The following is a 20,763-nucleotide window of genomic DNA, read 5'->3' as shown; positions in this document are numbered from 1 at the left end:
CGCTCACGCCTCCTTCGTCTCGACGGGGCCGGCGCCAGGACCGGAGGGACGGCGGGTGCGGCGGATCGGCGGTTTGGCTCCCAGGCTCTTCGGGTCGAGGCCGGACCACTTGTGGCCGCTCGCGAAGAACTTCCGCCGGGCGATGAGCGTCATCAGCGGCTTGGTGAAGAAGAAGACCACGACCACGTCGAGGACGGTGGTCAGACCGAGCGTGAACGCGAAACCCTGGACCTTGCCGACCGTGACGATGAAGAGCACCGCGGCGGCCAGGAACGACACGAAGTCGGAGACCAGGATGGTGCGCCGGGCGCGCGGCCAGGCACGCTCGACCGCGGGGCGCAGGGTGCGGCCCTCGCGGATCTCGTCCCGGACCCGTTCGAAGTACACGATGAACGAGTCCGCAGTGATGCCGATGGCGACGATGGCGCCGCAGACGGCCGGCAGATTCAGCGCGAAGTTGATGGCCGGACCGAGCAGCGCCATGATCACGTAGGTGAGCGCCGCGGAGACCAGCAGCGAGGCCATCGCGATGAGCGACAGACCGCGGTAGTAGGCCACCAGGTACAGGACGACCAGGGCGAGACCGATGGCGCCCGCGAGCAGACCGGCGTGCAGCTGGTCACCGCCGAGGGCCGCGGTCACCGTGGTGACGCTCTGCGTCTTGAAGGACAGCGGGAGCGCGCCGTACGACAGCATGTTGGCGAGGCTCTGGGCCTCCTCCTGCCGGAAGCTGCCGGAGATCTGGGCCTGGCCGCCGGTGATCGCGCTCTGCACGAACGGGCTGGAGACGACGTCGCCGTCGAGCACGATGGCGAACTCGTTCTGCGGCTGCTGGTTCTGCGCGAGCTGACCCGTGATCGTGGCGAACTTCTTGGAGCCCTTGCCGGTGAAGTTCATGTTGACCTGCCAGCCGGCCGCACCCTGCGTGTCGAAGACGGCCTGCGCCTTCTTGACGTCGGTGCCGTCGACGGCCGCCGGGCCGAGGAGGTACTTGTACCAGACCTTGTCGACCTCGCCGCAGGCCACGGTCGCGACGCCGGGCTTGGCGCCCTCGCCGGCCTTGGTGCGGACGGTCTGGTCGGAGCAGTCCAGGCTCGCGAACTTGGCCTGCAGCGCGGCGTCCGCGCCGGTGGAGGCGCCGCCGCTCGCCGGGGCCGAGGGGCTCGGGGAGGAGCCCGCCTTGGCGCCGGCGGAGGCCGACGGGGTGGCGTCGGCCTTCAGGCCGTCGGTGACGGCACGGCCCTGCGAGGTGGCCGAGGCCGACGGGGACGTCGAGGAGGTCGCCTTCTCACCGGTGCCGGAGGCGCTCGCCGAAGGGCTCGCGGACGAGCTGGGCGAGGCGCTCGAGCCGCCGCTCGCGGACGTGCTCGGCGAGGGGGTGGCAGCGGCGGGACCCGTGGCCTCCTGGGCCAGGACCGGACGGAAGTACAGCTTGGCGGTGGTGCCCACCTGCTGTTGGGCTTCCTCGGAGTTGGTGCCCTTGGGGATGTTGACGATGATGTTGCGGTCGCCCTGGGTCTGCACCTCCGCCTCGGAGACGCCCAGCCCGTTGACACGGCGGTTCATGATGTCGACCGCGGTGTCCATGTTGGCCTTGTTGATCGCGGATCCCTGGTCGCCCTTTGCCTCCAGCGTGATGCTGGTACCGCCGGCAAGGTCGATGCCGAGACGCGGAGTGGTGTGACCGGAGGCGAACATGCCTCCGGTGAGCCCCACGATGGCGATCAGGATCAGGGCCAGCGAGCGCCATGGTTTGCTCTGGGCACTCGCGCTCCGGCCCTTCTTAGGTGCTGCCACCTTCTCGTACTCCCTCTCGGGCCGCCTCGCGCCGGGTCAGCGCGGCCGCGGCCATGACATGGTGTCGGGATCCCCTGGCGAGATACGCACGCCCCGGCGCGTACGGGTGCGACCCGTGTGCGCCGGGGACGTGGCTACTTCTTCGCGTCGGAGTCGCCGTCGGTCTTCTTCGGCTCTGCGTCGGCCTCGGCCTGCTCGGTCTCGGCGGCCTTCTCCCGGACCTCGTCGGGTCCGTCCTTCTTGCCGAGGTCGACGGCCTTCTCGTCGGAGGCGGCGGCAGCTTCGTCGGCGGAGCCGTCGGTCTCGGCGGACTCGGTGAGGGAGGAGGCGTCGTCCGGGACGATGTCGGAGTCCGACTTCAGGTCGTGCTCGACGCCGTGGACGATGCGGTTGTACTCGTCGTCGGTCAGGACGGCGCCGATCGCGTTCTTCGCGAAGAGCAGTTCCACGCCCGGCCCCGCATCGAGGAGGATCGTGTCGTCATTGACCTCCTTGACCGTCGCGTACATGCCCCCGATGGTGCGGACACCGCTGCCGGGCTGCAGTTGGTTACGCATGTCGGCCGCTTGCTGCTGCTTCTTCTTGGCCGACCGGGTCATCAGGAACATGGCCCCGATGAGCACGATGAACGGGAGGAGGGTCACAGGACTCACGGGTCGGAACTTCCTTCAAACGACCGCGATGGTTGAGCGGCCTGATGGATGGGGGTTGTGTGCTGCCGACAACGGCGGCATCGGCGGAGTCTAAGCGAGTCCGCGTGCATGGAACAACGCTCAGCATGGCACCTGGGTTCCTCACCCGGCCAATGTCCCCGCCGTGACCCCACGCATCATGTACCGAACAGGTCCGGCTGCCCGCCGCCCAGGGCCTGGGGGCGGGTCGGCGTGAGACCGAGGTGCGTCCACGCGGCCGGGGTGGCCACCCTCCCCCGCGGTGTGCGGGCGAGCAGGCCCTCCCTGACGAGGAACGGCTCGGCGACCTCCTCCACGGTCTCGCGCTCCTCCCCCACCGCGACGGCGAGGGTGGACAGACCGACCGGACCGCCGCCGAACAGTTTCAGCAGTGCCTCCAGGACCGCGCGGTCGAGGCGGTCGAGGCCTCGGCCGTCCACCTCGTAGACCTTCAGTGCCGCCGCAGCGATGTCGCGGGTGACGATCCCGTCGGCCTTGACCTGCGCGTAGTCGCGCACCCGGCGCAGCAGACGGTTGGCGATGCGGGGGGTGCCGCGGGAGCGGCCGGCGATCTCGGCGGCGCCCTCGGCGTCGATCTCCACGTCGAGCAGGTCGGCGGAGCGGTGGATCACGCGCTGCAGCTCGCCGGGCTCGTAGAACTCCATGTGAGCGGTGAAGCCGAAGCGGTCGCGCAGCGGGGGCGGCAGCAGCCCTGCGCGCGTGGTGGCGCCGACCAGGGTGAAGGGGGGCAGTTCGAGGGGGATGGCGGTGGCGCCGGGGCCCTTGCCGACGATGACGTCGACGCGGAAGTCCTCCATCGCCATGTAGAGCATCTCCTCGGCGGGCCGGGACATGCGGTGGATCTCGTCGAGGAAGAGGACCTCGCCCTCCTGGAGGGAGGAGAGGATCGCGGCGAGGTCGCCCGCGTGCTGGATGGCGGGGCCGCTGGTGATGCGGATCGGGGCGCCCATCTCGGCGGCGATGATCATCGAGAGGGTGGTCTTGCCGAGACCGGGGGCGCCGGAGAGCAGCACGTGGTCGGCGGTGGCGCCCCGCGCGCGTGCGGCGCGCAGGACGAGGTCGAGCTGTTCGCGGACCTTCTCCTGGCCGATGAACTCCTGCAGGTCCTTGGGGCGCAGGGCGGCCTCGACGGCCTGGTCCTCACCGTCGGCGACAGAGCCCACCAGTCGCTCCGCGGCGGGGCCGGCGAGCCGCTCGGGGGCGGTCTCGTCGCTCGTGTCGTCCCAGTTCACTGACGTTCTCCTAGCGGGCGCGGTTCAAGGTCTGCAGGGCGGCCTTCAGCAGGTGGCCCACCTGGGGGGCGCCGTCGGCGGCCTCGGCCTGGGGGGTGACGGCGACGACCGCCTCGTCGGCCTCGCGGGTCGCGTAGCCGAGGCCGATCAGGGCGGCGTGCAGCTGGTCGCGCCAGCCGCTGGTGACCGGTGCGCCGACCGCGGGGGCGCCGAGCGGCTCGCCCAGCCTGTCCTTGAGCTCCAGCAGCAGCTTCTGGGCGCCCTTCTTGCCGATGCCCGGCACCGCGACGAGCGCCTTCTCGTCGCCCGTGGCCACGGCTCGGCGCAGCGCGTCCGGGGTGTGGACCGCGAGCATGGCCTGGGCCAGCCGGGGGCCGACTCCGCTCGCGGTCTGCAGCAGTTGGAAGACCTGGCGTTCGTCGTCGTCCACGAAGCCGTACAGGGTCAGCGAGTCCTCCCGCACGACGAGGGAGGTGGCGAGCCTGGCCGGCTGGCCGAGTCGGAGCGTGGACAGCGTGTTCGGCGTGCACTGCACGGCCATGCCGACGCCGCCCACCTCGACCACCGCGGCGTCGGGGGCGAGTGCGGCGACCGTGCCGCTGACGAAGGCGATCATGCCGTACGGCCTTTCGACGGGATCGGGGAGCGGGCCGCGTGCAGGGCGGCGGCCTGTTGGAGCCGGTTCTGCGCGGGGGCGCGCCAGATGTGGCAGATGGCGAGCGCGAGGGCGTCGGCGGCGTCGGCCGGCTTGGGCGGCGCGTCGAGTCGGAGCAGGCGGGTGACCATCGCGCCGACCTGCGCCTTGTCCGCGCGCCCGCTGCCGGTGACGGCGGCCTTGACCTCGCTGGGCGTGTGCAGGGCGACGGGGATGCCGCGCCGGGCCGCGCACAGCATGGCGACGGCGCTTGCCTGGGCGGTGCCCATGACCGTGCGCACGTTGTGCTGGCTGAACACCCGCTCCACGGCGACGAATTCGGGCCGGTACTCGTCCAGCCACTGTTCGATGCCCTGCTCCACCGCGACGAGGCGCTGCCCCAACTCGGCGTCGGCGGGCGTGCGGACGACACCCACGCCGCGCATGGTGAGGGGCCGGCCCGCGACCCCCTCGACGACACCGACGCCGCACCGCGTCAGTCCGGGGTCCACACCCAGTACCCGCACGCACCCCTCCCCTTCGCCGCTGAACCGCCGCCGCCAGGTGATCTCTGACGTCGCCAGGCTAACCGCTGCCACCGACAACGACGTCGGGCCGGTAGGACGTGTCCCACCGGCCCGACGACTGCGCTCAGTTCGCGGCAGCGTTACGCGTCGACCTTCTCCATGACCTCGTCGCTGACGTCGAAGTTGGCGAAGACGTTCTGCACGTCGTCGCTGTCCTCGAGCGCGTCGATCAGCTTGAAGATCTTCTTGGCGCCCTCCTCGTCCAGCTCGACCTGCATGGTCGGGACGAAGTTGGCGTCGGCGGAGTCGTAGTCGATGCCGGCCTCCTGCAGGGCCGTGCGGACCGCGACCAGGTCGGTGGCCTCGCTGAGCACCTCGAAGGACTCACCGAGGTCGTTGACCTCCTCGGCGCCCGCGTCGAGCACCGCGCCCAGCACGTCGTCCTCGCTCAGCTCGCCCTTGGGGACGATCACGACGCCCTTGCGGTTGAAGAGGTACGACACCGAGCCGGGGTCGGCCATGGAGCCGCCGTTGCGGGTCATGGCGACGCGCACGTCGGAGGCGGCGCGGTTGCGGTTGTCCGTGAGGCACTCGATGAGCACGGCGACGCCGTTCGGGCCGTAGCCCTCGTACATGATCGTCTCGTAGTCGGCGCCACCGGCCTCGAGGCCGCCGCCACGCTTGATCGCGGAGTCGATGTTCTTGTTGGGAACCGACGACTTCTTCGCCTTCTGCACGGCGTCGTACAGCGTCGGGTTGCCGTCCAGGTCCACGCCGCCCATGCGCGCCGCGACCTCGATGTTCTTGATCAGCTTCGCGAAGAGCTTGCCGCGCTTGGCGTCGATCACGGCCTTCTTGTGCTTCGTCGTAGCCCATTTAGAGTGGCCGGACATCTGCCTGTCTCCTTCGCGTAACCCATCTCGTCCGAACTCCCCCGGGCCTTGAGGGCTCGGGGGACCCCCAGATCCTACAAGGACTCCGCCGTCCGGTTCGCGCGCACCATGTCGACGAACAGGGAGTGCACGCGGTGGTCGCCGGTCAGTTCCGGGTGGAACGACGTGGCGAGCGCGTTGCCCTGACGGACCGCGACGATGTGACCGCCGTGCTCGGCGAGCACCTCGGCGGCGGCGCCGACGGACTCGACCCAGGGGGCGCGGATGAACACGCCCTCCACAGGATCGCCCGCGACGCCCTTGACGTCCACCGCCGCTTCGAACGACTCGTTCTGCCGGCCGAAGGCGTTGCGGCGGACGATCATGTCGATACCGCCGATCGTCTCCTGACCGGAGCGCGGGTCGAGGATCTTGTCCGCGAGCATGATCAGGCCCGCGCACGTGCCGTAGACGGGCAGGCCGGAGCGCACGCGCGCGCGGAGGGGCTCCATGACGCCGAAGAGGACGGCGAGCTTGGAGATGGTGGTGGACTCGCCGCCCGGGATGACGAGGCCGTCGACCTCGGCGAGTTCCTCGGGGCGCCGCACCGGCCTGGCCACGGCGTCGGCCGCGGCCAGGGCGACGAGGTGCTCCCGTACGTCGCCCTGGAGGGCCAGGACGCCTATGACAGGGGCTTCGTTGCTCATGAGGGCGATTACCAGCCGCGGTTGGCGTAGCGCTCGGCCTCGGGAAGCGTGTCGCAGTTGATGCCGACCATGGCCTCGCCCAGGTTGCGGGACGCGTCCGCGATGATCTTCGGGTCGTCGTAGAAGGTGGTGGCCTTCACGATGGCGGCGGCGCGCTTGGCCGGGTCGCCGGACTTGAAGATGCCGGAGCCGACGAAGACGCCCTCGGCGCCGAGCTGGCGCATCAGCGCGGCGTCGGCCGGAGTGGCCACGCCACCGGCGGAGAACAGCACGACCGGCAGCTTGCCGAGCTCGGCGACCTCCTTGACCAACTCGTACGGGGCGCGCAGGTCCTTGGCGGCGGCGTACAGCTCGTTGTTGTCGAAGCCGCGCAGACGGGCGATCTCGTTCTTGATCTGGCGCAGGTGGCGGACGGCCTCGACGACGTTGCCGGTGCCGGCCTCGCCCTTGGAGCGGATCATCGCGGCGCCCTCGGCGATGCGGCGCAGGGCCTCGCCCAGGTTGGTGGCGCCACAGACGAAGGGGGTGGTGAAGGCCCACTTGTCGGAGTGGTTGACCTCGTCGGCCGGGGTGAGGACCTCGGACTCGTCGATGTAGTCGACGCCGAGCGACTGCAGGACCTGGGCCTCGACGAAGTGGCCGATGCGGGACTTGGCCATGACCGGGATCGACACGGCCTCGATGATGCCCTCGATCATGTCCGGGTCGGACATCCGGGCCACGCCGCCGTCCTTGCGGATGTCGGCCGGGACCCGCTCCAGCGCCATGACGGCGACGGCGCCCGCGTCCTCGGCGATCTTCGCCTGCTCCGGCGTGACGACGTCCATGATCACGCCGCCCTTGAGCTGCTCGGCCATTCCGCGCTTCACGCGCGCGGTGCCGGTCTCGGGGGTCTGGTTTTCGGAGATCGTGCTGGACACGGGGGGACCTCGCTCGTTGGAAAAGGGGGATTTTGCAGCACTGAGGAAACGCGAGTGGACCAGTCCACAGCAAGGGCCAATGAACAGCCGGTGGATCCTTTTCGCCGATTCCCGCGCCCCGCCCCCGCCGCACCCCACCCCGCCCCGCCGGGCCGCTGCCGTTCCGCGCGGCTCCCCCACCGGGTCAGGTCGCCCGGTCCACCAGGGCCGCCGGCGGTTCGTCGTCCATCTCGAACGCCATCGGGAAGGGGGCGTGCCCGGCGAGCCGGAACCAGCGGACCTTGCGGTGCTCGCGCAGCCTGCGGGCCGCGCCCACGGCGTCGTTGTGGAAGCGGCGCGCCATGGGGACCCGGCGGACGGCCTCCGTGAGTTCGCGGGCCGCCGTCTCGCCCCCGGGCGCCACGCGCACCCCCTCCAGCTGCTGCGGGTCCGCGAAGACGGCCCGCAGGGCCTGGCTGAGGTCGCTCTCGGCGACCTCCCGCTGTTCCTCCTCCGCCTGCCGGGCGGCGTGCGCGGCCTCGTACAGGACGATCGAGGCCGCCGGATCGAGAACCTTGGAGGTGGCCACCTCCTGCGCCACGGAGGCGCGGCGCAGCAGTTGCGCGTCCAGCGCGGCGCGCGCGGCGTCGATGCGGGCGTGCAGCCGGTCCAGCCGGCCCGCCGTCCAGCTCAGGTAGAGGCCGATCGCGACGAGCGCGACCAGGGTCCAGATCAGGGTTGCGGTCACGGGCGGCAAGGCTACCCGTGCGCTCCACGGGCGGGCGGCTCAAGGGCGGCAGGCGTCCGCCCGGTGTGGCCCCGGGCGACCCCGGCGGCCCAGGGCGGTCAGTCCCGCGCCAGGCCGAGTCTGGACCGCAGGCCTGCCGGTCCCCGGTCGTCCTCGGCCGCCACCGCGGCGGCGCCGCCCGTCACCGTCTCGTACACCGACAGGATGTCCGCGCCGACGGTCGACCAGTCGAACCGCCGCACGTGCGCGCTGCCCCGCTCCCGGAGTTCGGCCCGGCGCCCGGGGTCGCCCAGGAGCCGCACCGCCGCCTCGGCCAGCGCGTCCGCGTCCTCGTTGGCGAAGAGCTCGCCCGCCGCGCCCTGGTCGAGGACCTGGGCGAAGGCGTCGAGATCGGAGGCGAGCACCGGGGCGCCCGCAGACATGGCCTCGACGAGGATGATGCCGAAGCTCTCGCCGCCGGTGTTGGGCGCGACGTACAGGTCGACGCTGCGCAGGAAGCGTGCCTTGTCCTGGTCGCTGACCATGCCGAGGAACTCCACGCGCGCCTGCAGCTCCTCGGGCAGGCCGGCCACCGCCTCCTTCTCGTCGCCGCGGCCGGCGACCAGCAGCCGGGCGTCCGGCCGCTCGGCGAAGATCCGCGGCAGGGCCTTCATCAGCACCGGCAGACCCTTGCGGGGCTCGTCGATGCGGCCGACGAAGCCGATCGTGCCGCCCTGCCACGCGGGGTTGGGCTCGGCCCTGGCGAAGAAGTCGACGTCGACGCCGTTGGGGATGACGACCGCGTCCCCGCCGAGGTGCTCCACCAGCGTCCGCCGGGCGTACTCGCTCACGGCGATCCGCGCGCTGATCTTCTCCAGGGCGGCCTGGAGGATCGAGTACGCGGCGATCATCGCGCGCGAGCGCGGGTTGGACGTGTGGAAGGTGGCCACTATCGGTCCCGAGGCCGCCCAGCAGGTCAGCAGGCCGAGGGACGGCGAGGTCGGCTCGTGGATGTGGACGACGTCGAACGCGCCGTCGTGCAGCCAGCGCCGCACCCGCGCGGCGGACAGGAAGCCGAAGTTGAGGCGCGCGACGGAGCCGTTGTACGGCACCGGGACGGCGCGGCCGGCCGAGACGACGTACGGCGGCAGCGGGGTGTCGTCGTCGGCCGGGGCCAGGACGGACACCTCGTGACCGAGCCGGATGAAGTACTCGGCGAGGTCGCGGATGTGGAACTGGACGCCGCCCGGGACGTCCCAGGAGTACGGGCAGACGATGCCGATTCTCACGCGAGGTCCCCGTCCGACGGGCGGGGTTCCAGGTCCGCGAGCCACAAACGCTGGAGCATGTGCCAGTCCTCCGGGTGGTCGGCGATGCCGGTGGCGAAGGCGTCTGCCAGCGCCTGTGTCATGACAGACGTCTTCTCGGCCCGGGTACCTGTCCCGGGTACCTCGATCGGGGGGTGCACGCGGCCCTTCATGACGGGCGAGTCGTCGTACCAGAGGGTGACGGGGAGCAGCAGGGCGCCGGTCTGCTGGGCGAGCAGGGCCGGGCCGGCGGGCATCCGGGTCCGGTCGCCGAAGAAGTCCACCTCGACGCCGGAGGCGGACAGGTCCCGCTCGGCGACCAGGCAGACCAGGCCTCCGTCGCGCAGCCGCCGGGCCAGGATGCCGAACGCGGTGCCGCCGTTGTGCGGCAGCACCTCCATGCCCAGACCCTCCCGGTAGGCCACGAACCGGTCGTACAGGGTCTCCGGCCTGAGGCGCTCGGCGACGGTGGTGAACGGCGTCTTCAGCGCGGTGGTGACCCAGGCCCCGGCCAGGTCCCAGTTGGCCATGTGCGGCAGGGCGAGGACGACGCCCCGGTGGGAGGCGATGCCGTCCGTCAGATGGTGCAGGCCCTCGGGGGCGAAGGCGCCCCGGACGCGCTCCGCGCTCCAGGCCGGCAGCCGGAAGGACTCCATCCAGTAGCGCAGGTAGGAGCGCATGCCCGCGCGGGAGAGCTGCGCGAGGCGCTCGGGGCCCGCGTGCGGCACCACGCGCGCGTAGTTGCTCTCCAGCCGCCGCACGCCCTTGCCGCGCTGCTTCCACGCGAGGTCGGCGACGGTGCGGCCGAGCCGTACGGCGACCGGTTCGGGAAGCTTCTTGACGGTGCTCCAGCCGAGGCCGTACAGCGCGTCGGCCAGCCGCTCCTGGGCGCTCACTTCGCGGCCTCGCTCCCCCGCGCCTCGTGTCCGTGTCCCTGGGGCTCGTGGCCCTGGGGCTCGTCCCCCCGGGCCTCCTGCGCCGCGGCCTCCTCCGCCTCGGCCGACTCCCGCCGGACCGTGACGACGCGCTGGATCAGCGTGACCACGCTGCCGACGGCGACGATCCACAGGGCGATCGGCAGCAGCACCTGGATGCCCGGCACACCGAAGCCGTGCAGGCCCGACAGGCCCGCGGCGACCAGGGAGATCACGAGGCGCTCCGCGCGCTCCACGAGCCCGTTCACCGCGACCGGCAGTCCGATCGACTCGCCGCGGGCCTTCGTGTACGACACCACCTGGCCGCTGGCCAGGCAGAAGATCGAGACGGCGCACAGGACGTTGTCGTCGCCGTTGCCCGCGTACCAGAGCGCGAAGCCGCCGAAGATCGCGCCGTCGGCGACCCGGTCGAGCGTGGAGTCCAGGAAGGCCCCCCAGCGGCTGGTGCGGCCGAGCTGGCGGGCCATGTTGCCGTCGACGAGGTCGGAGAACACGAAGAGCGTGATCACGATCGTGCCCCAGAAGAACTCCCCCCTCGGGTAGAAGACCAGCGCGCCCGCGATCACGCCGGCGGTGCCGAGGAGCGTGACCGTGTCGGGGCTCACGCCCCTGCGGATGAGAAACGCGGCGAACGGTGTGAGGACACGCGTGAAGAATGCACGCGCGTACTTGTTCAGCATGGCCTTCCCGAGGGCTCGGTGTGGCCGCGCGGCCCCTGCTGGCCACCGGCTGGCCCATCGTAGCCACGCGGCCGTGTGTGCGACGGTCGGGCACCCGGACCCCGTGTCACGGCCGGACGGCGTCCGCGTCACCGGCGGGCCGCGTCCGTCGTATGGACGCGCGGTGACGGGAGTGGAAAGCTCGAAGGACCGCGGGCGTCGCCGGAGCCGCCATCGCACGCGGGGCCGCCGTGCCCGCGCCCCCAGTGACCTCACCGTGTACGGGAGGCAAGGAAATGGGCGACAAGGCGAACACACATCCCGGAGCCGCCGGCAGGGCTACAGCGGCCGACCACCCCGCGTCCGTACGGAATGTGGTGCTGGTCGGCCACAGCGGATCGGGCAAGACCACGTTGGTGGAGGCTCTCGCGCTCACGGCGGGAGCGTTGAACCGGGCGGGCCGCGTGGAGGACGGCGGCACCGTCTCCGACTACGACGACATCGAGCACCGGCAGCAGCGCTCGGTGCAGCTCTCCCTGGTGCCCGTCGAATGGGACGGCATCAAGATCAACATCCTCGACACCCCCGGATACGCCGACTTCGTCGGGGAGCTCAGGGCCGGTCTGCGCGCCGCGGACGCGGCCCTCTTCGTCGTCTCGGCGGCGGACGGCGTGGACGGCTCGACCCGCATGGTGTGGGAGGAGTGCGCGGCCGTCGGCATGCCCCGCGCGATCGTGGTCACGCACCTGGAGGCCGCCCGTGCGGACTTCGAGGAGATGACCCGGATCTGCGCGGAGACCTTCGGCGGCGACGACCCCGACGCGGTCCTGCCGCTGTACCTGCCGCTGCGCGGGCCCGAGGGGCACGACGGGCACGCGCCCGTGACGGGACTGACCGGACTGCTGTCGCGGAAGCTGTTCGACTACTCCACCGGCGAACGCAAGGAGTCGGAGCCGGGCGAGGACCAGCTGCCCGACCTCGAGGAGGCCCGCAACCGGCTGATCGAGGGGATCATCGCCGAGAGCGAGGACGAGACCCTCATGGACCGCTATCTCGGCGGCGAGCAGATCGACGTCAAGACGCTGATCGAGGACCTGGAGCGGGCCGTCGCGCGCGGCACGTTCTTCCCCGTCCTCGCGGCCGCCCCGGCCGCCGAGGGCGCCCGGCAGGGCCTCGGCACGGTCGAACTGCTGGAACTGGTCACCAGGGGCTTCCCGACGCCCCTGGAGCGCGAGGCGCCCCGGGTGACGACCGTCGACGGCGAGCCGCGCGAGCTGGAGCGCTGCGATCCGGACGGCCCGCTGGTCGCGGAGGTGGTGAAGACCTCCTCCGACCCCTATGTCGGCCGGGTCTCGCTGGTCCGCGTCTTCTCCGGCACCCTGCGTCCCGACGAGACCGTCCACGTCTCGGGGCACGGTCTGGCCGACCGCGGTCACGAGGACCACGACGTCGACGAACGGATCGGCGCCCTGTCCGCGCCGTTCGGCAAGCAGCAGCGGATCCTGTCGCGGTGCATCGCGGGCGATCTCGCCTGCGTGGCGAAACTCGGCCGCGCGGAGACCGGCGACACCCTCTCCGCCAAGGACGACCCGCTGCTCATGGAGCCCTGGCAGATGCCCGACCCGCTGCTCCCGCTGGCCATCCAGGCGCACAGCAAGGCCGACGAGGACAAGCTCTCGCAGGGGCTGGGCCGGCTGGTCGCCGAGGACCCGACGATGCGCCTGGAACAGAACCAGGACACCCACCAGGTGGTCCTGTGGTGCCTGGGCGAGGCCCACTCGGACGTCGCCCTGGAGCGGCTGCGCTCCCGCTACGGCGTCCAGGTCGACGTCGTCCCGCACAAGGTCTCGCTGCGGGAGACGTTCGCGGCGAAGTCCGCCGGGCGCGGGCGGCACGTGAAGCAGTCCGGCGGGCACGGCCAGTACGCCATCTGCGAGATCGAGGTGGAGCCGCTGCCGGGCGGATCGGGCATCGAGTTCGTGGACAAGGTCGTCGGCGGCGCGGTGCCGCGTCAGTTCATCCCGTCCGTGGAGAAGGGCGTGCGGGCGCAGGCGGCGAAGGGCGTGGCGGCCGGGCATCCCCTGATCGACGTCCGGATCACGCTGCTGGACGGCAAGGCGCACTCGGTGGACTCCTCCGACGCCGCGTTCCAGACGGCCGGCGCGCTCGCGCTGCGGGAGGCCGCGGCCGACGCGAAGATCCATCTGCTGGAGCCGGTGGCCGAGGTGTCCGTCCTGGTCGGCGACGACTACGTGGGTTCCGTGATGAGCGATCTGTCGGGGCGGCGCGGCCGGGTGCTGGGCACCGAGCAGATCAGCGGCAGCCGCACCCTCGTGCGGGCGGAGGTGCCGGAGATCGAGATCGGCCGGTACGCGGTCGACCTGCGTTCGCTCTCGCACGGCACGGCCCGCTTCCAGCGCGCGTACGCCCGGCACGAGCCGATGCCGGCGCAGGTCGCCGAGAAGGTCCGCCAACAGGCGCAGGCCGGCTGACGGTTGGTGCCGCGCCGGTCTCAAGTGGCGGGTGCGGCACCACGGTGGAACGTTTCCCTCCGGTTCGGCGGGCGGCTTCCGGCCGTCCGCCGACGGATGCCCGCGCCTGCGGATACGCTGATGACCTGATCAACAGGTGTGCGGAGTACGGAAGTCGGGAAGGCCGCAGAAGCGAGAGCAGCGGCGATCGGGGGCGGGTATGACCGTTGGCAGCGGTTACGCGGACATCTTCGGACCACAGGTGCCGCAGATGGGCGACGGCGGGCAGACGCCCACGTTCGGCCTGGCCTCGGCGGCCTACCGGGACAACCCGGTCGAGGACATCACGAAGGCCGACAACGAGTGGCACCAGACGGCGGTGAGCACCGGCCGCAAGTGGGCCCGGATCTTCCGGCCCAACCTCGGCGAGGCGTTCTCGCAGGCGGTGATCGACCGCATGCTGGGCGTCGGCCGCAAACCGCTCATCCAGTCGTTCGGCAGCGAGCCCCAGGTGGTCGTCGAGCACTGTCTCGCGGCCAACCGGATCCGCCGCGAACGCGACAAGAAGCTGACCGGCGTCATGCTGCTGTGCGGTCTGCTCTTCCTGCCCGGCCTGCTGGTGTGGCTGCTGGTCTTCCAGCTGCGGGCCACCATGGGCAGGCAGGGCGACAGGCGGGTGTCCGGGCTCGCCACCGGCCTGCTCGTGGCCGTCGGCGCCCTCGCCGTGATCTTCCTGGTCCGCATGCCCTTCACCGGCTTCTGGGGCTGGTACGCGCGCGGGTGCGTCGTGGCGCCCGTGGCCGGCTGGTTCCTGGCCAAGCGGATCTGCGAGCACACCGCGACGGATCTGCGCGAGCGCTGGGACAGCCTGCTGTCCGGCGGCAGCGTCGGCGCCAAGGTGCCCGAGGCGGTGCCCACCAGCCCGAACCAGACGGCGGCCGAGCAGCTGCGCCAGTCGCTGGCCCGGCTCAGCGCGGAACAGCAGTCCAACTCCGTCTTCTACGCGGGCCCCAAGGGGATACTCGGCATGGGCACGCGCTGGGGCGCCTGGCACCTCGCCGAGGAACTGGTGCCGACCGACCCGAACAAGGGCGTCCACGAGTTCCGCAGCTGGACCGTCATACGGGCCATCCACGACCAGCTCACGCTGCTCAACCGGCAGAGCCTGAAGACCGGCGGCTTCCCGCCGCCCTCGGTCCGGCACTGGATCGTCACCCCGGTCGGCGAGAACGCCAAGGCGGTCGCCCGGCCGGAGGGAACCAACGTCGAGGCCTACCAGGTCAAGCCGAAGGCGATAGAGGACATCTGCAACAACCAGCAGTTCGGCGGCGGCGACCGGCACTACCTGGGCGTCCAGTGGCCGCTGTGGGACGGCCAGTTGATCATCACCATGCTGATCACGGTGACGGTGCTGCACGAGACCCTGCGCATCGAGGTCACCGGGCACGCCCTGGGCCCGGTGAACGGTCTTTTCACCACCAAGCCCGAGGCGCCCACCAAGGAGGTCGCCAAGAGCGTCCGGTTCTGGGAGACGCGGACGGTCAAGCTTCCGCTGGTCACCGCCGACGAGGTGGTCCGGCTGGCGGCGCGCGCCACGATCAGCTGGTATCCGCCGCTGCTGAAGTGGCTCGGCGGCGGCATCGGCCTGCCCGAGCCGTTCGGTCTGCGGCACGCCTGGGCCGACCAGCCCTGGCGTCACCGCTTCATGGCCGACGACGCGCTGCGGGCCGCCACCCCGGTGCTGCGCGTGGTGCACTCGGCCGCGCTCAAGGTGCTCAGGGAACACGACGTGGACATCGAGAAGTTCAGCTCGCGCTCGTCGGTCCTCAGCGGCGCGGTGCAGGACGTGTCCCCGCGCAAGGCGGACACCTACGACGCGTGAGCCTCCGGCGGTTCGGCGGGGCGTTCGCGGGCGGCCTGCCGTGCTGCCCGGGGGCTCCGCCCCCGGCCCCCGCTTCGGCCTGAACGGCCTCGTCCTCAGGCGACGGACGGGCCGGTGGATCCGGCCCCGGGTCGTCAGGCCGCGCTCGGCCAGGCCTCCGCGAGCATCTTCCTGGTGTCCGCCAGCAGCTGCGGCAGCACGCGCGTGTGCCCCACGACCGGCATGAAGTTCGTGTCGCCGCCCCAGCGGGGCACGATGTGCTGGTGCAGGTGGGCGGCGATGCCGGCGCCCGCGACCGCCCCCTGGTTCATGCCGATGTTGAAGCCCTGCGCGCCGGACGCGGTCCGCAGGGCCGTCATCGCCTGCTTGGTCAGTTCGGCGAGCTCGGCGGTCTCCGCCGCGGTCAGGTCCGTGTAGTCCGCCACGTGCCGGTAGGGCACGGTCATCAGGTGGCCGCCGTTGTACGGGTACAGGTTCAGCACCGCGTACACGTGCTCACCGCGTCGGACGACCAGCCCGTCCTCGTCGGACTTCGCCGGGATCGAGCAGAACGGGCAGCCGTCGTCGGCCCCCGGGCCGGTCGGCTTGTTCTCACCCTGGATGTAGGCCATCCGGTGGGGCGTCCACAGGCGCTGGAACGCGTCCTGCGTCCCCACTCCGATCTGCTGTTCCGGCTCACTCGTCATGCCAGGCAGCATATTGCTTCGCTCGTTCGCGGCGTGTCGGCGGGGTTCGCGACGAAGCCGCGCGGGCCAAGCTGGGCCGATGGACGAAGAGAGCCGTCAGGCCCGCTGGGAGCAGCGCACCGAGCTCCCCCTCGCGCTCGCCTCCCTGGTGTTCCTCGCCATGTACGCCGTGCTGGTCCTGGCCCAGGACCTGCCGACCGTCTGGCGGGACCTGTGCACGGCGGTGCTGGCCGCCATGTGGGCCCTGTTCGCCGTCGACTACGGAGTGCGCTGGCGACTGAGCGGGGAGGGACCGGGCTTCGTCCGCAGGCACAAGCTGGATACCGCGGTGGCGGTGCTGCCCCTGCTGCGCCCGCTGCGGGTCGTCAAGGTGTACGAGGCAGTACAGCGCCGGCGCGGTCAGCCCCGGCTGTCGCTGCACGCGCGCGTGATCACGTACGCGGGGGTGACGACGGTGCTCCTCGGATTCGCGTGCGCGCTGGCCGTCTACGACCGGGAACGGGATGCGCCGGGCGCCGACATGCACACGTTCGGCGATGCCCTGTGGTGGGCGGCCGCGACCCTCACCACGGTCGGCTACGGCGACGTCGTCCCGGTCACGACCGGGGGCCGGGTGATCGCGGTCGGCCTGATGGCCTGCGGGCTGGCGCTGCTGGGCGCCGTCACCGGCTCGTTCTCCTCGTGGCTGATCCAGGTGTTCTCCCGGGAGAGCGATGTCCGCGACCGCCGCGGGGACGGCGACGGGCCCCCGGGGAGGTGAGTCCCCGAAGGCCCGTCGCACCGCGGTGTCAGACCTGCGCCCGCTCCTCGACGACCTTCGCGATCTTCGCGATGGCCTCGTCGAACGGGATGCCGTTCTCCTGCGAGCCGTCGCGGTAGCGGAAGGACACCGAACCGGCCGCCATGTCCTCGTCGCCCGCGATGACCATGAAGGGCACCTTCTGCTTCTGGGCGTTGCGGATCTTCTTCTGCATACGGTCCGAGGAGGAGTCCACCTCGACCCGCAGGCCCTTCTTCTTCGCGGCCGCGGCGAACTTCTCCAGGTACTCCACGTGCCCGTCGCCGATCGGGATGCCCAGCGCCTGGACCGGGGCCAGCCACGCCGGGAAGGCGCCCGCGTAGTGCTCCAGGAGCACGGCGAAGAACCGCTCGATCGAGCCGAAGAGGGCGCGGTGGATCATCACCGGGCGCTGCTTGGCGCCGTCCGTGCCGGTGTACTCCAGGTCGAAGCGCTCCGGCAGGTTGAAGTCGAGCTGGATGGTCGACATCTGCCAGGTCCGGCCGATGGCGTCCTTCGTCTGCACGGAGATCTTCGGCCCGTAGAAGGCGGCGCCGCCCGGGTCGGGCACGAGCGGGAGGCCCTGCTTCTCGGCGACCTGGCGCAGCGTCTCGGTCGCCTCCTCCCAGACCTCGTCCGAGCCGACGAACTTTTCCGGGTCCTTGGTGGACAGCTCCAGGTAGAAGTCGGTCAGACCGTAGTCGCGCAGCAGGCCGAGGACGAAGGTGAGCGTCTTGTCGAGCTCCTCCGACATCTGCTCGCGGGTGCAGTAGATGTGCGCGTCGTCCTGGGTGAAGCCGCGCGCGCGGGTCAGGCCGTGCACCACGCCCGACTTCTCGTACCGGTACACGGTCCCGAACTCGAAGAGGCGCAGCGGCAGTTCACGGTAGGAGCGGCCGCGCGCGTCGAAGATCAGGTTGTGCATCGGGCAGTTCATGGGCTTGAGGTAGTAGTCCACGCCCTCGTCGAGCTGCATGGGCGGGTACATGCCGTCGGCGTACCAGTCCAGGTGGCCCGAGGTCTCGAAGAGCTTCCCCTTCGTCGCGTGCGGGGTGTAGACGAACTCGTAGCCCTCCTCCTCGTGGCGGCGGCGCGAGTAGTCCTCCATGACCCGGCGGATGACGCCGCCCTTGGGGTGGAAGACCGCGAGGCCGGAGCCGATCTGCTCGGGGATGGAGAACAGGTCGAGCTCGGAGCCCAGCTTGCGGTGGTCGCGCTTCTCGGCCTCGGCGAGGAAGTCGAGGTGGGCCTTCAGCTCCTCCTTGGACGGCCAGGCGGTGCCGTAGATGCGCTGCAGCATGGGGTTCTTCTCGCTGCCGCGCCAGTAGGCGGCCGCGTTGCGCATCAGCTTGAACGCCGGGATGTTGCGGGTGGTGGGCAGGTGGGGACCGCGGCACAGGTCCTTCCAGCACAGGTCACCGGTCCTGGCGTCCAGGTTGTCGTAGATCGTCAGCTCGCCGGAGCCGACCTCGACGTCCGCGCCGTCGTCGCTGGACGCCGAGCCCTTGAGGCCGATCAGCTCCAGCTTGTAGGGCTCGTCGGCGAGCTCCTCACGGGCGGCCTCGTCGGTGACCACGCGCCGGGCGAACCGCTGCCCCCGCTTCTGGATCTCCTGCATCTTCTTCTCGACGGCCTTGAGGTCCTCGGGCGTGAAGGGCCTGTCGACGTCGAAGTCGTAGTAGAAGCCGTCCTTGACCGGGGGGCCGATGCCCAGCTTGGCCTCGGGGAAGAGCTCCTGCACGGCCTGGGCCATCACGTGCGCGGTGGAGTGGCGCAGGATGTTCAGGCCGTCCTCGGAGGAGATCTCGACGCCCTCGACCTCGTCGCCCTCGCGGACCGCGTACGACAGGTCCTTCAGCTCACCGGCCACGCGCGCGGCGATGATCGAGCGCTCACCGGCGAAGAGGTCGGCGGCCGTGGTGCCCGTCGTCACCGTGCGCTCTTCCCGCTCGGAATCGCGTTGGATGATCACACGGACGTCTGACACCGGTCTCTCCTGACTGAAGGGGATGCGGCGCCATACCGTGAGCGCGCGCAATAGTGGATCGTACCGACCCGCACCCGCCGACCGCGAAATCAGTCCTCCGGCTGTTCCCCTCCGCAGGCCTCCTCGAAGAAGTCGAGGTTCTCCTGCAGGGACTTCAGCAGCCGGTCCCGCTCCGCCTCGTCCACCTGCACCGGTACGACACCGCAGGCGCCGGTGAGCCTGCGGAACCCGCCCCGGCTCTCCAGCCGGCCCTGCACCCGCACCGGCAGTCCGACCAGGTGGGCCTGGCCGGCGATGCGGTAGTCCTCCTCGTCGAGCGTGATCCGCAGGTGCGGGACGTCCGCGCCGGCCAGTACCCGCAGCCGTACGCTGCCGTCGCCGCGCGGCCCCGACCTGCGCATACGGACCACCGTGCCGGTGATCCGCACCCTCACGGAGGGTTCCTCGCGCAGATAGCGGGCGCCCGCCTCGCGCAGCACCGAGAGGTCGCCGGGCGAGAACTCCACCGGTTCGCCGCCGGAGGAGCAGTCCTCGGGCACTCCGGCCGCGGGCGCCCACTCGACGGCGATCCGGGCGCCCTCGGTGCCCCGCACGAGGAGGATCAGGGCCTCGGTCAGCTCACGGCTGGCGCCGGCCTCCACGGCGCTGTCGAAGGCGTCCATGCCGCCGGTGGCGCGCTGGTAGTCGATGGCCTCGCGGACGGCGTAGAGGGCCTGGTGGAGGCGGACGGCGAGGGGTCGGGCGCCATCGACCGGCGCGAAGGCCGTCAGACGGCGTCCGCCGGTCGCGGAGCCGACCAGGACGCTCTCCAAGGTCGCCTGGGCCGCGTGCCGGTGCCGGGCGCCGTAGTAGCCCGCCCGCGCGCGGGTGGCGAGGGCGCCGGCCAGCAGCATCTGGCGGGCGGCGGCGCGCAGCTGTTCCTCCACGGCCCAGGAGGCGGCTCCGGCGGGCCCGGTCGGCGAGTCCCGCCACCAGCGGATCTCGTCGCTCGGCACGGCGAGCCCGACGAGCACCTCGCGCGCGGAGGGCGTGCCGCTGCGGGCGAGCGCGAGCAGCGCCTCACCGAGCAGGTCCTCGCTGTCGGGAAAGGCGCGGCTCTCCGGCACGAGCAGGCTGGTCCCGGCGCCGCCCGGCCCGGGCGGGGTCCAGCGGCCGTAGCGTCCGGCGGCGCCGCCGCGCCGCTGCCAGCCGTGCCGGCGCAGCAGGGCGCCGAGGACGGCCGGGTCGACCCGGGCGGGCTCGGGGGGCTGGTTCCAGTGCGGCTCGGGGTGCGGCCGCACCGGTCGCAGTGGCTCGTCGAGGGGGCGGTGGGTCATGGTCTGCCTCCCGTCCCGGCCCGCGTCATGATCTCGCACAGCGCCCGGTCGTCGAAGATGCGTGCGGTGGGTATCCGCACGGTGGTCCGGGTCCGGCCGGTGACGGGGTGGCCGGCGAGATTGACCCAGTAGCAGCAGTGCCGCAGGTCGAGACGGTCGTGGCCGGCCCGCAGCCACTGGTCCTGCGAACGGGGGACGATCATCACGACGAGGATCTTGTGCACCGACACCGGGGTGCGGGCGAGCTTGCGCAGGTGGTCGTTGTCGAGGGTGAAGGAGAAGAAGCGGCCCGGCGGGTCGGGCCGGACCTGGTAGGTGGCCTTGAGCTGCACCTTGATGGTGACCTCGTCGTCGACGGTGTGTCCGGGCGCGCTGTGGCTGACGTGCCAGTCGATCCCGTTGTCGGGGAACGGCTGGGACAGCGAGCACCCCGCGGCCGCCGCGACGGCGTGCAGATAGCCCACCTGCAGCGTCTCCATGCAGGCGGTGGTGGCGAGTGTGCCGCGGTGAACGCCCGCGCGTTCAGGCAGCAGCCCGCCCCGCTCGGGCTGCGCAATCGCCATGGCCAACAGCCTTCCCGACAGAGCCAGTCCCCGTGACGGGCCGCTGAACTGCAAAGACCCGTACTCGTGTTGTGTCCTTCCGGCGTACGGCG

19 protein-coding genes are annotated in these 20,763 nt (G+C 71.6%); 3 read left to right on the top strand and 16 right to left on the bottom strand.

Going from position 1 to position 20,763, the window contains the following annotated elements:
- Positions 1–3 precede the first annotated feature (3 nt).
- From secD to pgsA, 12 genes are all read right to left on the bottom strand, one after another.
- Positions 4–1,797 carry a protein translocase subunit SecD gene (gene secD / locus ACZ7DE_RS19100; RefSeq protein WP_470762606.1) on the bottom strand — a complete coding sequence of 598 codons (1,794 nt, stop codon included), beginning with the start codon at positions 1,795–1,797 and terminating at the stop codon, positions 4–6.
- 134 nt (positions 1,798–1,931) lie between these two features.
- Positions 1,932–2,450 carry a preprotein translocase subunit YajC gene (gene yajC / locus ACZ7DE_RS19095; RefSeq protein WP_470762604.1) on the bottom strand — a complete coding sequence of 173 codons (519 nt, stop codon included), beginning with the start codon at positions 2,448–2,450 and terminating at the stop codon, positions 1,932–1,934.
- A gap of 176 nt (positions 2,451–2,626) precedes the next feature.
- Positions 2,627–3,721 carry a Holliday junction branch migration DNA helicase RuvB gene (ruvB, locus tag ACZ7DE_RS19090; protein WP_470762602.1) on the bottom strand — a complete coding sequence of 365 codons (1,095 nt, stop codon included), beginning with the start codon at positions 3,719–3,721 and terminating at the stop codon, positions 2,627–2,629.
- 10 nt (positions 3,722–3,731) lie between these two features.
- Positions 3,732–4,337 (bottom strand): Holliday junction branch migration protein RuvA, encoded by a 606-nt coding sequence (gene ruvA / locus ACZ7DE_RS19085; RefSeq protein WP_470762600.1) that lies wholly within the window; start codon positions 4,335–4,337, stop codon positions 3,732–3,734.
- Positions 4,334–4,882, bottom strand: coding sequence for a crossover junction endodeoxyribonuclease RuvC (gene ruvC / locus ACZ7DE_RS19080; RefSeq protein ID WP_470762598.1), 549 nt, complete (start codon positions 4,880–4,882; stop codon positions 4,334–4,336). The genes ruvA and ruvC overlap by 4 nt, the downstream gene beginning before the upstream one ends.
- A gap of 140 nt (positions 4,883–5,022) precedes the next feature.
- Positions 5,023–5,775: a YebC/PmpR family DNA-binding transcriptional regulator gene (locus ACZ7DE_RS19075; protein WP_470762596.1), complete on the bottom strand. Its 753-nt coding sequence runs from the start codon at positions 5,773–5,775 to the stop codon at positions 5,023–5,025.
- A 74-nt stretch (positions 5,776–5,849) separates the two neighbouring features.
- The gene (pdxT, locus tag ACZ7DE_RS19070) at positions 5,850–6,461 is read right to left on the bottom strand and encodes a pyridoxal 5'-phosphate synthase glutaminase subunit PdxT (protein WP_470762594.1); all 612 of its coding nucleotides are present in this window, start codon (positions 6,459–6,461) and stop codon (positions 5,850–5,852) included.
- 8 nt (positions 6,462–6,469) lie between these two features.
- Positions 6,470–7,381: a pyridoxal 5'-phosphate synthase lyase subunit PdxS gene (pdxS, locus tag ACZ7DE_RS19065; RefSeq protein WP_470762592.1), complete on the bottom strand. Its 912-nt coding sequence runs from the start codon at positions 7,379–7,381 to the stop codon at positions 6,470–6,472.
- Positions 7,382–7,565: 184 nt separating this feature from the next.
- Entirely contained in the window at positions 7,566–8,108 is a 543-nt protein-coding gene (locus ACZ7DE_RS19060; RefSeq protein ID WP_470762590.1) for a LemA family protein, read from the bottom strand.
- Between the two features lie 98 nt (positions 8,109–8,206).
- Complete coding sequence (locus ACZ7DE_RS19055) at positions 8,207–9,376, bottom strand: glycosyltransferase family 4 protein (RefSeq protein WP_470762589.1); 1,170 nt, start codon at positions 9,374–9,376, stop codon at positions 8,207–8,209.
- A complete protein-coding gene (locus tag ACZ7DE_RS19050; RefSeq protein WP_470762587.1) occupies positions 9,373–10,290 on the bottom strand; it encodes a phosphatidylinositol mannoside acyltransferase in 918 nt (305 codons plus the stop codon). Before ACZ7DE_RS19050 ends, ACZ7DE_RS19055 begins: the two co-directional genes overlap by 4 nt.
- Complete coding sequence (pgsA, locus tag ACZ7DE_RS19045; RefSeq protein WP_470762585.1) at positions 10,287–11,009, bottom strand: phosphatidylinositol phosphate synthase; 723 nt, start codon at positions 11,007–11,009, stop codon at positions 10,287–10,289. Before pgsA ends, ACZ7DE_RS19050 begins: the two co-directional genes overlap by 4 nt.
- A gap of 275 nt (positions 11,010–11,284) precedes the next feature.
- On the opposite strand from pgsA, the gene ACZ7DE_RS19040 reads away from it, so the two are divergent.
- Together ACZ7DE_RS19040 and ACZ7DE_RS19035 are read left to right on the top strand one after the other, a co-directional pair.
- Complete coding sequence (locus ACZ7DE_RS19040; RefSeq protein WP_470762583.1) at positions 11,285–13,480, top strand: elongation factor G-like protein EF-G2; 2,196 nt, start codon at positions 11,285–11,287, stop codon at positions 13,478–13,480.
- Positions 13,481–13,679: 199 nt separating this feature from the next.
- Entirely contained in the window at positions 13,680–15,341 is a 1,662-nt protein-coding gene (locus tag ACZ7DE_RS19035; RefSeq protein ID WP_470762581.1) for a hypothetical protein, read from the top strand.
- 134 nt (positions 15,342–15,475) lie between these two features.
- On the opposite strand, the gene ACZ7DE_RS19030 is transcribed toward ACZ7DE_RS19035, so the two are convergent.
- Positions 15,476–16,039, bottom strand: a complete 564-nt coding sequence (locus ACZ7DE_RS19030) for an HIT family protein (RefSeq protein WP_470762579.1) — start codon at positions 16,037–16,039, stop codon at positions 15,476–15,478.
- Positions 16,040–16,106: 67 nt separating this feature from the next.
- Here ACZ7DE_RS19030 and ACZ7DE_RS19025 point away from each other — a divergent pair, with 67 nt between their 5' ends.
- A complete protein-coding gene (locus ACZ7DE_RS19025; RefSeq protein WP_470762577.1) occupies positions 16,107–16,787 on the top strand; it encodes a potassium channel family protein in 681 nt (226 codons plus the stop codon).
- Positions 16,788–16,815: 28 nt separating this feature from the next.
- Here the strand turns inward: ACZ7DE_RS19025 and thrS are convergent, their stop codons facing one another.
- From thrS to ACZ7DE_RS19010, 3 genes are all read right to left on the bottom strand, one after another.
- Positions 16,816–18,792 carry a threonine--tRNA ligase gene (thrS, locus tag ACZ7DE_RS19020; RefSeq protein ID WP_470762575.1) on the bottom strand — a complete coding sequence of 659 codons (1,977 nt, stop codon included), beginning with the start codon at positions 18,790–18,792 and terminating at the stop codon, positions 16,816–16,818.
- 89 nt (positions 18,793–18,881) lie between these two features.
- The gene (locus tag ACZ7DE_RS19015) at positions 18,882–20,108 is read right to left on the bottom strand and encodes a hypothetical protein (RefSeq protein WP_470762573.1); all 1,227 of its coding nucleotides are present in this window, start codon (positions 20,106–20,108) and stop codon (positions 18,882–18,884) included.
- Positions 20,105–20,671, bottom strand: coding sequence for a DUF4365 domain-containing protein (locus ACZ7DE_RS19010; RefSeq protein WP_470762571.1), 567 nt, complete (start codon positions 20,669–20,671; stop codon positions 20,105–20,107). Before ACZ7DE_RS19010 ends, ACZ7DE_RS19015 begins: the two co-directional genes overlap by 4 nt.
- Positions 20,672–20,763 lie beyond the last annotated feature (92 nt).

Source organism: Streptomyces sp. NPDC037083, assembly GCF_055606485.1.
This window is presented reverse-complemented; position numbering and strand designations above follow the sequence as displayed.